Genomic DNA, 14,453 nt, shown 5'->3' with positions numbered 1-14,453 from the left:
CCATCGCCACTGCACCGCCTTGCAACCCAAAGCGGTGTACCAGGAAGGCAAGGTTACCCCTTTGCATTCCGCCTCGTCATGGAGAAGACGTTTTGACCGACCGCATTTCCCTTGAGGCCGCCGGCCGCCTGTTTGGCACTGGTGAAGGCCCGTCCCACGAGCGCATCACGCTCGCCAGCGATCCCGAGTCCGGCCTGCAGGCCATCATCGCCATCTACAACACCAGCCTCGGCCCGGCCTTCGGCGGCTGCCGCTACTGGACCTACCCGGCCGAAAGCGACGCGTTGACCGATGCGCTGCGGCTTTCACAAGGCATGGCGTACAAAAATGCCCTGGCCGGCCTGCCCTTTGGCGGCGGCAAGGCGGTGATCCTGCGCACACCGGCGCAGACTGACCGCGCCCGGCTGTTCCGCGCCTTCGGCCGCCTGGTCGAATCGCTCGGCGGCCGTTACATCACCGCCGAGGATGTCGGCACCACGGTCGAGGACATGCGTGCCGCGCAGGCCGAGACCCGCTACATCAGCGGCATGCCCCGCACTGACGGCTTTGGCGGCAACCCCTCGCCCAAGACCGCGTATGGCGTATTCGTCGGCATTGAAGCTTCAGTGCGCTACGCGCTGGACCGCAACAGTCTGGACGGCATCTCGGTTGCCGTGCAAGGCCTGGGTTCGGTGGGCTGGGACCTTTGCCGCCGCCTGCATGAGGCCGGCGCGAAGCTGATCGTGGCCGACATCAACGGCGCCAGGGTCGAACAGGCACGAGCGCAATTCGGCGCGCAAGCCGTGCCGTCCTCTGACATCACGGGCGTCGCCGCCGACGTGTTCGCCCCTTGCGCGCTGGGTGCGGTGATCTCGCCGGCCGTGGCGCAACAGTGCCAGTTCAGGATCGTCGCCGGTGGTGCCAACAACCAGCTGGCCTCCCTCGAGGAAGGCGACACCCTGCAGCGGCGCGGCATCTTCTATGCCCCCGACTTCCTGATTAACGCGGGCGGCATCATCAGCTGCGCGCGCGAATACCTCGGCGGCGCCGACGAGGCTGCTGTGCTGGCCGAAGTGGCACGCATCCGCGAGCGCGTGTTCGCGTTGGCGCAGCGCGTGGAGAAGAGCGGTGAAGCACCCGCACGCGCCGCAGTGAGCTGGGCGCAGGAGAAGATTCTGCAACCAGCCATGCAGGTCCGGAAGGATTGACAAGAAAGGCGTCCGGGCCGGGTGCTGCTGGTGGCAGCACTCGGCCCGGACTATCTTCGGCACCCTCGCCAGTGACGCCACCGCCCCTAGGGTTCACCCTTGGTTGACGCATTCCCTTCGCGCTCATAGACTTTTATGAACATATCATTCATTTTTGAACATTCATGGCGCTAGCAGCCGAACGTCTGCCAGCCCAACTCCCAGCAGGTAGACAAAAATGCCCCTGAAAATCGGAATCAACGGCGCCGGCATCGGCGGCCTGGCCGCAGCCATCGCCCTGCGCAAGCTCGGCATGGACGCCGTGGTCTATGAACAAGCCCCCCGCTTCGCCCGCGTGGGCGCCGACATCAACCTGACCCCCAACGCCGTCCGCGCCCTGGACGGGCTGGGTGTGGGCGACGCGCTGCGGGAAACCGCCGCCCGCCCCAGCCACCGCATCAGCCGCCTGTGGGACACCGGCGAAGAAACCTCGCGCCTGCCGATGCAGGAGGAAGCCGAGCGCCGCTACGGCGCGCCGCAGCTGACCATGCACCGCGCGGACCTGATGACCGCGCTGGAAGCCGCGGTGCCGGCCGAATGCGTGCGCCTGGGCCACAAGGCCATGGCGATCGCGCCGGATGCCGATGGCGCCACGCTGCGCTTTGCCAATGGCGCGGAGGAGCGGGTCGACGTGCTGGTCGGTGCCGATGGCATCCACTCCACCGTGCGCACCGCACTGTTCGGGCAGGAAAGCCCGATCTTCACCGGCGTGGTGGCCTACCGCGCGGTGGTGCCGGCCGAGCGCCTCGCCGGGGTGCCCAACCTGGGCGCCTTCACCAAGTGGTGGGGCTCGGACCCAGCCACGCAGATCGTCACCTTCCCCCTCAACCGCGGCCGCGACATCTTTGTCTTCGCCACCGTCGCGCAGGAAGCCTGGCGCAATGAATCCTGGACCACGCCCGGCCGCGTGGAAGACGTGCGCAGCGCCTATGCCGGCTTCCACCCCGACGCGCGCGCGCTGCTGGATGCCTGCGACGACGTGCTGATCTCCGCGCTGTACGTGCGCGATCCGCTGCCGGCGTGGTCGGTCGGCCCGGTCACGCTGATGGGCGACGCCTGCCATCCGATGATGCCGTTCATGGCGCAGGGCGCCGGCATGGCGATTGAAGACGGCGTGGTGCTGGCCCGCTGCCTTGCCAATGCCGCGCCCGATGGCGCCGCAGGCGTGCCCGCCGCGCTGGCCCGCTACCAGGCTGCGCGGCACGCGCGCACCAGCCGCATCCAGATCGGCTCGCGCAGCAATGCCTGGCTGAAGGAAGGCGGCAATGCCGACTGGGTGTACGATTACGACGCCTGGCATGTCGCGCTCGGCTAAGGCCGCACGACCACAGGATCTTGAGTCGCCCATTGGGTGCTCCCTCTCCCGCAAGCGGGAGAGGGGAGCACCCCAGCAGGGTGCGAAAACCCATCTGACGGCCGCCTGCGCGGCCGTTGTCCATTGCCAGCAAAACCAACCATGCCCAAGTCCCGCCCGCCGACCGAACCTGACCTCGACGACAGCGCAGACCCCGAAGACGCCCGCGAAGCCCAGCTGGTCTCCCCCGTGATCCGCGGCCTGCGCCTGCTGCGCTTCATCGCCGAGGGCGGCGCCACCGCCAACCTGAGCGAAGTGGGCCGGCGCATCGACGTGAACCGCGTCACCGTGATGCGGCTGCTGGACACGCTGGAACATGAGGGCATGGTGGAACGCCTGCCGCAAGGCGGGCACCAGGTCGGCTTCAACTTCCTGAAGCTGGCCTCGCGCGTGCTGGCCACGAATGACCTGACCAGCTTTGCCGGGCGCGTGCTGGCCCGGCTGAGCACGTCGCTGCAGTTGTCGGCCTACCTGGCCGTGCGCGATGGCGGCCATGCGCTCTACCTGCTGCGGCAGATGCCCGCGGCCTCGCTGGTCAGCAATATCCAGGTGGGCAGCCGCGTGGCAGCGCATCTGACTACGCCCGGGCGGATGCTGATTGCCGAGCTGCCGCCGGAGACGTTGCGCGAGCTGCTGGGACCCGAGCCCCTGCCGACGGTCACCGGCCAGAGCCCGGCCACGCACGCGCGGCTGGCCGATATCCTGGCCGCCGACCGCGAACGCGGCTGTGCGTGGAGTTTTTCTGCCTATGAGCCGGGCATCGACTCGTGCGCGGCACCGGTGCGCGGCGCCGACGGCGACGTGATCGCCGCCATCAGCGTGGCGGGGCCGCAGCAGCGCTTTGAAGCGGATGGCACGCTGCGCGAACGTGTGGAAAAGGAGGTCAGGCAGGCAGCGCGCGACCTGTCGGGGCTGATGGGATACCGCTGCGCTGCTACTCCGCGGTAATCCCGTATGCCTTGATCAGTTTCGCCCACGCCGCGGTTTCCTCGCGGATGCGGGCGTCGAGCGCCTGCGGCGTGCTGCCCACCGGCTCCATGCCCTGGCGCTGCAGCTCGGCCCGCACCGCGGGCGTGGCCAGCAGCGCGCGCACGTCGGCGCTGAGCGCATCGGCCGCCGGCTGCGGCGTGGCCTTGGGCACCAGCAGCGCATACCAGGAACTGACGTCGATGCCGGGCACGCCCTGCTCGGCCAGCGACGGCACGTTCGGCGCGGCCGGCGAGCGCTTCGGCTGCGTCACCGCCAGCGCGCGCAGTGCACCGGACTGGACGAATGGCGCCAGCGTCGGCCACGTGCCGAACAGCACCGGCACCTGCCCGCCTACCACGTCGTTGAGCGCCTGCGTGGTGCCTTTGTAAGGCACGTGCAGCAGCGTGATGCCGGCCTTGTTGCGGAACAGTTCGCCAGCCAGGTGCAGGCCGCTGCCGACGCCCGGGCTGGCGTAGCCCAGCGGCTTGCCTGACTTCTCGGCCTCCTTTGCCAGCCTGACCAGGTCTTGCACGGAATTCGCCTTGACCGACGGATGCACCGCCAGCACGTTGGGCGAGCCAGCCAGCAGCGACACCGGCCGGAAATCGCGCTCGACGTTGTAGGTCAGCGCGGGCATCAGCGTCGGGTTGATGGTCAGGTTGCCGGCCGGGGCCACCAGCAGCGTGCAGCCGTCGCCCGGTGCGCGCCGCACCGTGTCGATGCCGATATTGCCGTTGGCGCCAGGCTTGTTGTCGACCACGAAGGCTGTGCCGCGCCGCTGCTGCAGCCCGTGCGCCAGCGTGCGCGCGAGCTGGTCGGCCGGGCCACCGGCGGGGAACGGCACCACGATGCGCACGTTGGCGCAACCCGCGGCCTGCGCGGCCTGCCATGGCAGGCTTGCCGCCAGCGCGACGGACAGCGCCGTGCCGGCCAGCCATTGCCGCCGGCGTGGCGACACGTTGTATGTCTTGCGTTCCTGCATATTGCTTCCCCTCGGGTGGCAGTCGGCGCCTTGCCATCAGGCAAACGGCGTCGGCGCCTCCGGCCGGTAGTCGAGCAGGCGCGACAGCTCGGCCGCCGCCCGCCTGACCTGTTCCACCACGTCGTCGAGCTGGTCCGGGTCAATGTGCGAGGCCGGGATGGTCGCGCCCAGCGCCGCCACCACCTTGCCGCTGCGGTCGCGCACCGGCGCCGCGATGGTGGAGATGCTGGCCTCGAAGAAGCCTTCGTGCAGCACATAACCACGCTCGCGGTCGCGCTGGACCATCTCGTACAGCTCTTCGACGGTGCGCGGCGTGCTTTCGGAATACACCTCCAGGCGCTCCTCCGGATACAGCGCGCGCAGCGCCGCCAGCGACAGGTCCTCCAGCAGCACACGGCCCAGCACGGTGGCGTGCGCCGGCAGCCGGGTGCCGACATTGACCGTGCTGGCAAACGGGCGCGAGGCCACCGACTTGGCCACATAGACGATGGAGCGTCCGTCGCGCACCACCAGGTTGCACGGATAGTGGATCGCGTCGCGCAGGCGGTCCAGCAGCGGGCGGCCCAGCTCGGTCAGCTCCAGCGAGGCCAGGTAGTCAAAGCCCAGGCGCAGCACCGCCATGCCCAGGCGGAATTCGCGCCCGCCGTCGGTGCGCTCGACGAAGCCCATCATTTCCAGCGTGGCCAGCAGCCGGAACACGGTCGAACGGGGCACCTTGAGCCGGCGCGCCAGCTCGGCCGCCGACAAGGTGCGCTCGCGGCTGCTGAATTCGCCCAGCAGCCGCAGGCCGCGTTCCAGCCCCGGCACGATGTACTTGTCCTGGGCGCTATCCTGGGCGCCCTCCTGGCCGCTTTCCTGCGTGTCTTCCTGCGGCGAATCGGTCGTCATGGTCTGTCTCTGCAATATTCGGTCTTGGCGTAACGCTCTCATATATCACGCCTGCACCCCGTAGGGTACCCGTATTGCCGGCAGACCCCGCCCTGGCGCAGCCTATGCCCCCGGGCGCAGGTAATCGCGCAGCCACGCCGCGCACTGCTCGCCCTGGGCCGCGGGCCAGCGCACCACGATGGTCTCGTCGCGGCGGCGCAGCTCGACGCAGATGTCGGACAGCGGCCCGCGCGCGGCATCCCCGCGCCCGAACAGCCGCGAGAACAGCCCGCCCGCGGCAGGTGCCGGCGGCGCGGACTGCGCCGGCGGCACCGCATGGCCATTGACTGCCGCAGCGGATACGACTGCCCCCGCCGGTGCCGCAGGTGCGGCCTTCGCCGCCGGTTCGGGCAGCGCCTGCGCCGCGCCCGGCGACAGCCGCGCCAGCAGGCTGGCGCCGAACTCGTCCCACATGCGGTCGGCCTTGGTCTTCATCACGCTCAGGCCGAAGGTGCCCAGCCGGCCCAGCACGTCCACCTGCACCCTGATGCGCAGCTGCGTGCCGCCATCGTCCAGCGCGGTCAGGAACAGCTCGCTCGACTGCCGCAGCGAGCTTGCCACCGAAGCATCCTCGCCAGTGCCCTCCGTGCGCAGGTAATTGGGCGCGCGTGTCTCGACGATCTTCGTATGCAGCCGGAAGCGCGCGTTGATGAAGGCGATCTTGACCGCCATGTGCGCGATGTACTCGACATCGCTGAGCACTTCGATCGATTCCATGCCGGGCACGCACGCGCCCATCACGTTGGGGTCGAGCAGCAGCTCCCACACGCGCGCCGGCGGCGCCGCGGTGACCAGGGTCTTTTCAATTTCCACGCATTTTCTCCGCGGCGGACAGGACCGATTCGACGATGCCGACATAGCCGGTGCAGCGGCACAGGTTGCCGTTCAGGCCGTGGCGGACTTCGTCTTCGGTCGGGTTGGGGTTGTTGGCAAGCAGCGCGCACGAGGCCATCAGGAAACCCGGGGTGCAATAGCCGCACTGCAGCCCGCCGTTGTCCATGAAGCACTGCTGCAACGGATGCAGCTGGCCGTCGGCGGCCAGCCCTTCCACGGTCATCACATGGCGCCCGCGCGCCTGCACAGCGAGCATCAGGCAGGACTTGACCACCTCGCCGTCGACCAGCACGGAGCAGGCGCCGCAGATGCCGGTCTCGCAGCCGCGCTTGGTGCCGGTCAGGTTCAGGTCGTCGCGCAGCAGGTCGGACAGCAGGCGCCGCGCCGGCACCTCGACCTGGTGTTCTTCACCGTTGACGGTGAGTTCGATGCTGATTTTGTCCATGGGAACTCCTTACTCCGAGGCCACGCCGAACAGCCCGGCAATGGTGCGGCGCGCGACCACCCGCACCATCTCGCGACGGTACGCCTCGGACCCGCGCATGTCCGAGACCGCGTTGATGTCCGCAGCGACGATGGCGGCGGCTTCCGCAGCCAGTTCCGCCGTCACGTTCTTGCCGGCCAGCAAGGCTTCTGCGCGGCGCAGCCGGGCCGGAATCGGCGTGGAAGCGCCCACCGCCAGCCGCGCCTCGACGCAGAACGCGCCCTCGCGCCGCACCGCCAGCGCCACGCTGGCCAGCGGCCGGTGCTCGGCGGCCGTGCGCAGGAAGCGCGAATAGCGGCCATCGGCACCCGCGCCCGGTGCCGGCAGGCGGATCTGCGTGACGATTTCATCCGGTGCCAGCGCCGTGACGTAATAGTCGACGAGGAAGTCTTCGATATCGATCACGCGCTCGCCGCCGCGGCCGCTGACCACGATCTGCGCGCCCAGCGCCATCAGGCAGCCGGGCGGATCGGTGGCGGGGTCGGCATAGCAGAGGTTGCCGCCGATGGTGCCCTGGTTGCGCACCTGCGGATTGGCCACGCGCGCGGCCATGCCGGCCAGCATCGGGTAGTGCGCCTGCACCAGCGGCGAGCGCGCCACCTCGGCATGCAATGTCAGCGCGCCGATGCGCAGGCCATCACGTGCATCGAAGGTGATGCCGCGCAGCGCATCGAGCCGGCCCAGCGAGACCAGGTGGCTCGGCGTCAGCATGCGCTGGCGCATGCCCAGCATCAGCGCGGTGCCGCCGGCAAAGATGCGGCAACGGTCGCCTAGGTCGGCCAGCATCTGGCTGGCCTCGGCCACGGTGCCCGGCTCAAGGAAGGCAAAGTCACGCATGGGCGTCCTCCTTCTCCTTCAGTTCGCGCAGGCCGGCCAGCACCTTTTCCGGCGTGATCGGCAGCGACTGGATGCGCACGCCCACGGCGTCGAACACGGCATTGGCGATCGCCGCCGCGCCCGGCAGGATCGCGGTTTCGCTGGCGCCCTTGGCGCCGTAGGGGCCGTTGGGGTCGTTCGATTCCACCACGTCGGTGCGCAGCATCGGCACGGCGTCGGCGGTGGGCATGGTGTAGTCGGCAAAGTTGCCGTTCATCAGGCGGCCATCCTCGTATTGCAGGTTCTCGTACAGGGTCCAGCCGATCGCCTGCACGGTCGCGCCGTGGGTCTGGCCGTGCACGGCGAGCGGGTTGATGGCCTTGCCGCAGTCGTCGGCGACAAAGCTGTCGACCACCGTGACCTGGCCGGTGCTGGTGTCGACCTCCACCTCCACGGCCTGCACCGCGAACGAATGCGCGGGCGCGACGTTGCCGTAGTAGTCGGCGTCATGCATCACGGTGGGGGCGTCGTAGGTGGCGCGCACGTGGATGCCCTCGCCGCCGTGGCGGAAGATGTGCAGGCGCGCGATCTCGGCCAGCATGGCGGACTTGTCGGGCTGGCCCGGCGCGGCGATGCGGCCATCGGCAATCACCAGTTGTGCCGCATCCACGCCGAGCTTTTCCGCGGCGAGTGCCAGCAGCTTCTGGCGCGCCTCGCGCGCCGCGCGCAGCACCGCGTTGCCGGCGATGATGGTCACGCGCGACGCCAGCGAGCCCAGGCAGAACGGTGCGGTGTCGGTATCCGGCGCCATCACGGTGACGTGCGACAGCGGAATGCCCAGCTCCTGCGCGCAGATCTGGCTGAGCATGGTGTTGGCGCCCTGCCCCATGTCGCACTCGCTGGTCTGCAGCATCACGCGGCCGTCCTCGTTGACCTTGAGCAGGACGGTCGAGCCATCCCAGTTGCCCAGCGTGCGGTTGCCGCTGACATGCATGGCCGCGGCGATGCCCACGCCGCGGCGGCGCGTGCCGGTGCCTCGCGGCGCCGCGCGCTTCGCGTCCCAGCCGATGGCCTGGCGCGTCATGTCCAGGCATTCGGCCATGCCGGTGCTGCTGATCTTCCAGCCATGCACGCTGGTCTCGCCCGCGCCGATCGCATTGCGCTTGTGCACTTCGATCGGGTCGATGCCGAGCATGCCGGCCAGCACGGTCAGGTGGCAGTTCAGCGGAAACTGCATCTGCTGTCCGCCAAAGCCGCGGAAGGCGCCGCGCGGCGGGTTGTTGGTGTAGGCCATCACCGCATGCGAGCGCACGTTCTGCACGCGGTGCATGTTGTCGCTGCGCATGGCGGTGACGTGCATCACGTCGCCGGCAAGCCCGGAGTAGGCGCCGCATTCAGCCGTGATGCGCACGTCCTTGGCCAGGATCACGCCGTCGGCCGACAGCCCCATGCGCAGCCAGACCCGCATCGGCACGCTGGCGCGCGCGCCCTGGAAGTCTTCCAGCCGGTTGTTGACCAGCCGCACCGGGCGCTCCAGCCGGCTGGCCAGGAAGGCGCAGATCAGGCTGTTGTTCTCCTCGACGATCTTGCCGCCGAAGCCGCCGCCGGTGGTGGCCTGCACCACGCGGATGGTCGAGACCGGCCGGTCCAGCGCCTCGGCCAGCCGCGCGCGCGCCAGGAACACCGACTGGGTCGAGGCCCACAGCGTGAGCCGCCCGTTGCCGTCCTGCGCCGCGACCGAGGCCATCGGCTCCAGGTAGCCCGGGTACTGCGAGTGCATGTCGTAGGTGGCCTCGTACACCGCCGCGCAGGCTTCGAACGCGGTATCCACGTCGCCGCGCACGATGTGCATCTCGTGGCCGATATTGTGCGTGCCGGCGTGGATCTCGGGCGCGCCCTCGGCCAGCGCCGCGGCCGGCGTCAGCAGCGCCGGCAGCGCCTCGTATTCAATGCGGATCAGGTCCAGCGCATCGCGCGCGATCTCCTCGCTCACCGCCACCACCGCGGCCACTTCCTCGCCGACATGGCGCACCACGCCGCAGGCCAGGATGCGCTGCTCCTTGCGGTGCGGGCCCCAGTTGCGGGTGGGCACGTCCTGCCCGGTCACCACCAGCTTCACGCCGGGCAGCGCCTTCGCCGCGGAAATGTCGATGCGCACGATGCGCGCGTGCGGGTGCGGGCTGCGCAGCACCTTGGCGTGCAGCATGCCGGGCAACTTGATGTCGCCGGCATACTGCGCGCGCCCCATGACCTTTTCGCGCGCGGTCACCTGCGCCGTGGAGCTTCCCACGATGGCCTTGCTCATGCCGGCCTCCTGCTTGTCTTGATGCATGAATGCGATGCGGTGCCCTGCGTCATTCCGCCGTGATGGCCAGGTCGCGGATCACCTTGCCCAGGCGCTCGTAATCGGCTGCATTGACCTTTTCCAGCGCGGCCGGCGCACCGCCCACGGGGCTGGCGCCGAAGGTGGCCATCTTCTCGGTCACGTCGGGCAGGCGCAGCACGTCGTTGAGTTGCTGGTTCAGCACCTTGACCACCTCCGGGGGCGTGCCCTTGGGCGCCATCACGCCGTGCCATGCGCCGACCACCACGTCCTTGTAGCCAAGCTCGGCCAGCGTCGGCACGTTGGGCAGCAGCGGCGAGCGCTTCGCGTCCGTAATCGCCAGCGGGATCAGCCGGCCGGTGTTGATGTACTGCGCCACCGGGCCCAGCGTGACATAGGCAAAGTTCACATGCCCCGCCACCACGTCGTTGACCGCCGGCGCCACGCCTTTGTATGGCACGTGCTGGATCTTCACGCCCGCGGCGCGGTTCAGCATCTCGCCGGCGATATGCATCGGCGAACCGGCGCCCGGGCTGCCGTAGGTCAGCGTCTTGCCGCCCTTGGCCGCGGCAATCATCTCGCCGACGGTCTTGATGCCCGCCTGCGGATTGGCCACCAGCAGCACCGCCTGCACGGCGGTCTGGATCACCGGCGTGAAGCCGTGCAGCGGGTCATAGCTCGCCGACGGCGCCAGCTTGAGCACCATCGGGGCCAGCGTAAACGGGTTGGGCGTGTACAGCAGCGTGTAGCCGTCCGCCGGTGCGCGGCTGACAAAGCTGGCGCCGAGCACGCCGCCGGCGCCGGGGCGGTTCTCGACAATGACCGGCTGCTTCAGGCGCGCCGACAGCTTGTCGGCATAGAGCCGGGCCATGGCGTCGGTGTCGCCGCCGGGCGGATAGGCCACGACCATGGTCACGGTCTTGGCCGGATACGCGGCGGTGGCCAGCGCGCTGCCCGCGGCAAGCGCGAGCGCGGCCATGGCAGTGGCGGCAAGGAAAAGGCGGCGGGGGCGTTCGTGTCTCATCGACAGCTCCTGTGGGGGCGCATTCGCGGTTGGAGTGGGCTGTTGTGCGCACCGCGAAAACAGGGTTGGCTCGGGTTACAACACTTTCGGTTGTTTTATTAGTAAAACGTATGCTCACATCATGAACACGAGTAATCCTAGGTCGCCAATATTGACAACTCAACTTACGTTAAACCCCAATTGACATATCAAATTTCTATAATTTCTCTTCGCTGCCATGAACGCGACACACGATGGCGGATTTGGCGAGCGGCTATGAGACAATCTGGCCCGCCAACCGGCCCCGCATGGCGGCCGGCAGACCAGATCAAGAGGACCGCATGCCCCGTCACGCCGCGCCCGCCAACGGCAAGCCCGCGCCAGACGCCGACACTAGCCCCTGGACCGACCTCGACGAGGCCGGCAGCGGGCTGACCGTCGACAATTTCCTGACCACGATGCTGAGCCAGCTGGTCACCGCCCTGCGCAGCACGGTGACCAAGCCTTATGCGGAACAATTCGGCCTGACCGTGCCGGAGTGGCGCATCCTGGCGCTGCTCGCGCACGCGCGCGAATTGCCGTTTGCCGAGCTGGTGACGCAGTCGACCTCGGACAAGGCGCTGGTGAGCCGCACGCTGCGGCTGCTGGAGGATCGGGGGCTGGTGCGGCTGACTTCAGCCGGCAACACGCCCCGCAAGAAGCTGATCTGCACGATCAGCGAAGCCGGTGCCGCGCTGCACGACCAGGTGATGCCGCTGGCGCGGCGCGGGCAGGCACAGGTGATCCGGCAGTTGTCGCCGGAGGAGCGGGAGGCGGTTTACCTGGGGCTGCGCAAGCTGTTGCGCACGCAGGAATAAAGAAAGGGCCGCACCGGATCCCGGTACGGCCCCCAGGGGAACAGGACGAGCACGCGCCCGTTCAGATCTCCAGTTCTTCCAGCACCCGCCCCTTGGTCTCGATGCCAAGAAAATGCACGGTGACTGCCGCCAGCGCGGGCACCACGGACAGCGCGAAGAAGGCAATGCTGAGGTCGCCGCTGCCGATGGTGCTCGCAATCAGCCCCGGCGCGAAGATCGCCGCCAGCTTGAGCCACGCCCCGCCCAGCCCGCACCCCATCGCCCGCACGCTGGTCGGATACAGTTCCGGCGTATAGACATAGGCAGTGATGAACCCGCTGGCCAGGAACCCCATCGCCAGCGCACAGAAGGTCGCGACCACGTACACGTTCGACGCGTGGAACACCCCCGCCAGCACCAGCGACAGCGCGCACAGCAGGAACGACACATTGATCACCGGCTTGCGCCCGACCTTGTCGACAATCATCGCGCACACCAGCGAACCGACCACGCCCAGCACCGAGGCACCGGCGGCGAGGTTCAGCGCCAGCTGCAGCGGCGCGTGGTAAACGGTCTTGTAGACCGTGGGCAGCCACGTCGACAGCCCGTACTGGATAAAGCCGCAGGTCGCCCACAGCATCCACACCGCCAGCGTGCGGCCGATATAAGGCTTGCTGACCAGGTCGCGCACGCGGCGGCGCGGATGCTGGGCCATGCGTTCGTAGGCGCTGGTGTCGCCCAGAGGCGGCAGGGGCGTTTTGGCGCGCGCCTCGAATGTCCGCAGTGCGGCGTCGGCCTCTTCCAGGCGGCCCTTCTCGGCCAGCCAGCGCGGCGATTCTGGAATCACGCGGCGCAGGATGAAGAACAGCACCAGCGGCACGCCGCCGAGGAAGTACATCACCTCCCAGCCGTAGTGCGGCACCAGCCAGGCGCCGATGCCGTTGGACACCATCAGCCCGATCGGGAACACCACCTCGTACAGCAGCACGAAGCGCCCGCGGCCATGGGCGCGCGTGACCTCGTTGATATAGGTGGCCGCCACCGGCAGCTCGCCGCCCAGGCCCAGGCCCTGCACGATGCGCAGCAGCGCGAAGATCTCGAACGACGGAGCGAAGCCGCAGGCCAGGCTCATCAGGCCGATAATGCCCGCGCTCCATCCGATCGAGCGCAGCCGGCCGAAGCGCTCGGCCAGCCCCGGGAACAGCAACGCCCCGACCAGCTGCCCGACCGACGGCGCCGCGATCAGGAAGCCGATCTGGCCCGGCGTGAGCGACCACTGCGCGATCAGCAGCGGCAGCGTGGCGGCGATGGCGATGACGTCGAAGCCGTCGAAGAACGTGGCCAGGCCGATCAGCAGCCGGGCGCGGATATGCATGGCGTTGCCCGGCATGCGCTCGATGCGGGCGACGATATTGCCGCGCGTGAGCGTGCCGCTGCGGGCGGCTGCGCCCTGGCCGGCGCTGTCGGCCGTGGTCACGATACCTGCGGTGGCGGCCACCGGTGCGCGGGGGGGCGCTGTGTCTTGTCTCTGAGTCAACACGGGGCTTCTCGGTTTAATTTTGGGGCGGCCCGGCATGCGGGAGGTTTGCTCCCCTCTCCCGCATGCGGGAGAGGGGCCGGCGGTGAGGGCCGGCGGTTCTGGTGGCGTGGTGCCTTGCCAAACCACCCTTCACCCTGCCCCTCTCCCCATGAGGAGAGGGGAACACCATCGGTGTCCAAAGGCTGTGCGGCAGGATTACAAGTCCAGCACCAGCTTGCTGCCCTTGCACCCCGATACGCAAACCATCATGGTCTTGTTGCTGGCGCGCTCGCTGCTGCTGAGCACGCTGTCGCGGTGGTCGGGGCAGCCTTCCAGCACAGCGGTCTCGCACGAGCCGCACACGCCTTCGCGGCAGCTGTAGTCCATCTGCACGCCGGCATCGAGCAGCGCGTCCAGCAGCGACTTGCCGGACGGCACCTTGACGATGGTGCCGGTGCGCGACAGCGACACGGTGTACTCGCCCTCCTGCACCGCCTCGGTGGAGGGGTCGGCGGCAAAGCGCTCGATGTGCACGTTCGCGTAGCCGTGCGCCTCGCAGGCCGCCTCGAACGCCTTCAGCATCGGGCCGGGGCCGCAGCAGTAGAGGTGCGTCTGCGCATCCTGGCCGGCCAGCATCGCGTTCAGGTCCGGCGGCACGCCGGCCTCGTCGTCGAAGTGAAAGCGCACGGCATCGCCATGGGCGGACAGCTGTTCGACGAATGCGGCCTCGGCACGCGAGCGGGCGCAGTAGATCAGCGTGAACGACTTGCCCAGCTCGGCCAGCCGGCGCGCCATGCAGACGATCGGCGTGACGCCGATGCCGCCGGCGACCAGCACGGTGTGCGCGGCGCTCTCGTCCAGCGCAAAGTTGTTGCGCGGCGCGCCCACGGTCAGGGTGGTGCCCACGCGCAGCTGCTCATGCACGTAGCGCGAACCGCCGCGGCTGCCGCGGTCCAGCAGCACGCCCACGGTATAGCGCTGGCGCGTTTCAGGTGCGCCGCACAGCGAGTAGCTGCGCACCAGGCCGTTGCCCAGGTGCAGGTCGATATGGGCGCCCGGACTGAACTCGGGCAGGGTCTTCCCTTCGGGATCTTGCAGTTCGATGCTGACCACGCCACGCGCTTCAAAACGCATGGCCTGGACGCGCAGGGTCAGGGACTGGTGGGCACTCATTGCTGCT

At 68.9% G+C, this 14,453-nt stretch carries 13 protein-coding genes; 4 read left to right on the top strand and 9 right to left on the bottom strand.

Translation table 11 applies throughout. From position 1 onward, the window contains the following. Positions 1-92: 92 nt before the first annotated feature. The 3 genes from ACREYQ_RS21230 to ACREYQ_RS21220 all read left to right on the top strand — a co-directional run bounded on the left by ACREYQ_RS21230 (position 93) and on the right by ACREYQ_RS21220 (position 3,528). On the top strand, positions 93-1,187 hold the full coding sequence (locus ACREYQ_RS21230) for a Leu/Phe/Val dehydrogenase (RefSeq protein WP_432262143.1): 1,095 nt from the start codon (positions 93-95) through the stop codon (positions 1,185-1,187). A gap of 217 nt (positions 1,188-1,404) precedes the next feature. Next, a complete protein-coding gene (locus tag ACREYQ_RS21225) occupies positions 1,405-2,541 on the top strand; it encodes an FAD-dependent monooxygenase (protein WP_432262142.1) in 1,137 nt (378 codons plus the stop codon). A 141-nt stretch (positions 2,542-2,682) separates the two neighbouring features. Next, a complete protein-coding gene (locus ACREYQ_RS21220) occupies positions 2,683-3,528 on the top strand; it encodes an IclR family transcriptional regulator (RefSeq protein ID WP_432262141.1) in 846 nt (281 codons plus the stop codon). Here the strand turns inward: ACREYQ_RS21220 and ACREYQ_RS21215 are convergent. The 7 genes from ACREYQ_RS21215 to ACREYQ_RS21185 all read right to left on the bottom strand — a co-directional run bounded on the left by ACREYQ_RS21215 (position 3,515) and on the right by ACREYQ_RS21185 (position 10,939). Further along, positions 3,515-4,531, bottom strand: coding sequence for a Bug family tripartite tricarboxylate transporter substrate binding protein (locus ACREYQ_RS21215; RefSeq protein ID WP_432262140.1), 1,017 nt, complete (start codon positions 4,529-4,531; stop codon positions 3,515-3,517). The two genes, ACREYQ_RS21220 and ACREYQ_RS21215, sit on opposite strands and share 14 nt — an antisense overlap. A gap of 36 nt (positions 4,532-4,567) precedes the next feature. Beyond that, positions 4,568-5,419 carry an IclR family transcriptional regulator gene (locus ACREYQ_RS21210; protein WP_432262139.1) on the bottom strand — a complete coding sequence of 284 codons (852 nt, stop codon included), beginning with the start codon at positions 5,417-5,419 and terminating at the stop codon, positions 4,568-4,570. Between the two features lie 102 nt (positions 5,420-5,521). Continuing rightward, on the bottom strand, positions 5,522-6,271 hold the full coding sequence (locus ACREYQ_RS21205) for a CoxG family protein (protein WP_432262138.1): 750 nt from the start codon (positions 6,269-6,271) through the stop codon (positions 5,522-5,524). After that, positions 6,261-6,737, bottom strand: coding sequence for a (2Fe-2S)-binding protein (locus ACREYQ_RS21200; RefSeq protein ID WP_432262137.1), 477 nt, complete (start codon positions 6,735-6,737; stop codon positions 6,261-6,263). The genes ACREYQ_RS21205 and ACREYQ_RS21200 overlap by 11 nt, the downstream gene beginning before the upstream one ends. A 9-nt stretch (positions 6,738-6,746) precedes the next feature. Then, positions 6,747-7,613, bottom strand: a complete 867-nt coding sequence (locus ACREYQ_RS21195) for an FAD binding domain-containing protein (RefSeq protein WP_432262136.1) — start codon at positions 7,611-7,613, stop codon at positions 6,747-6,749. Further along, positions 7,606-9,897: a xanthine dehydrogenase family protein molybdopterin-binding subunit gene (locus ACREYQ_RS21190; RefSeq protein ID WP_432262135.1), complete on the bottom strand. Its 2,292-nt coding sequence runs from the start codon at positions 9,895-9,897 to the stop codon at positions 7,606-7,608. Before ACREYQ_RS21190 ends, ACREYQ_RS21195 begins: the two co-directional genes overlap by 8 nt. A 49-nt stretch (positions 9,898-9,946) precedes the next feature. Continuing rightward, positions 9,947-10,939 carry a Bug family tripartite tricarboxylate transporter substrate binding protein gene (locus ACREYQ_RS21185; RefSeq protein ID WP_432262134.1) on the bottom strand — a complete coding sequence of 331 codons (993 nt, stop codon included), beginning with the start codon at positions 10,937-10,939 and terminating at the stop codon, positions 9,947-9,949. A gap of 320 nt (positions 10,940-11,259) precedes the next feature. On the opposite strand from ACREYQ_RS21185, the gene ACREYQ_RS21180 reads away from it, so the two are divergent. Beyond that, a complete protein-coding gene (locus ACREYQ_RS21180) occupies positions 11,260-11,775 on the top strand; it encodes a MarR family winged helix-turn-helix transcriptional regulator (protein WP_432262133.1) in 516 nt (171 codons plus the stop codon). 61 nt (positions 11,776-11,836) lie between these two features. Here ACREYQ_RS21180 and ACREYQ_RS21175 read toward each other — a convergent pair whose 3' ends face one another. Together ACREYQ_RS21175 and ACREYQ_RS21170 are read right to left on the bottom strand one after the other, a co-directional pair. After that, positions 11,837-13,252 carry an MFS transporter gene (locus tag ACREYQ_RS21175; protein ID WP_432262617.1) on the bottom strand — a complete coding sequence of 472 codons (1,416 nt, stop codon included), beginning with the start codon at positions 13,250-13,252 and terminating at the stop codon, positions 11,837-11,839. 237 nt (positions 13,253-13,489) lie between these two features. Beyond that, a complete protein-coding gene (locus tag ACREYQ_RS21170) occupies positions 13,490-14,446 on the bottom strand; it encodes a PDR/VanB family oxidoreductase (RefSeq protein WP_432262132.1) in 957 nt (318 codons plus the stop codon). Between the last annotated feature and the right edge of the window lie 7 nt (positions 14,447-14,453).

Origin of the sequence: Cupriavidus sp. TMH.W2, assembly GCF_050847365.1 — a bacterium.
GTDB lineage: Bacteria > Pseudomonadota > Gammaproteobacteria > Burkholderiales > Burkholderiaceae > Cupriavidus.
The sequence above is the reverse complement of the archived record's forward strand: the minus strand, read 5'-3'. Positions and strand labels throughout refer to the sequence as shown.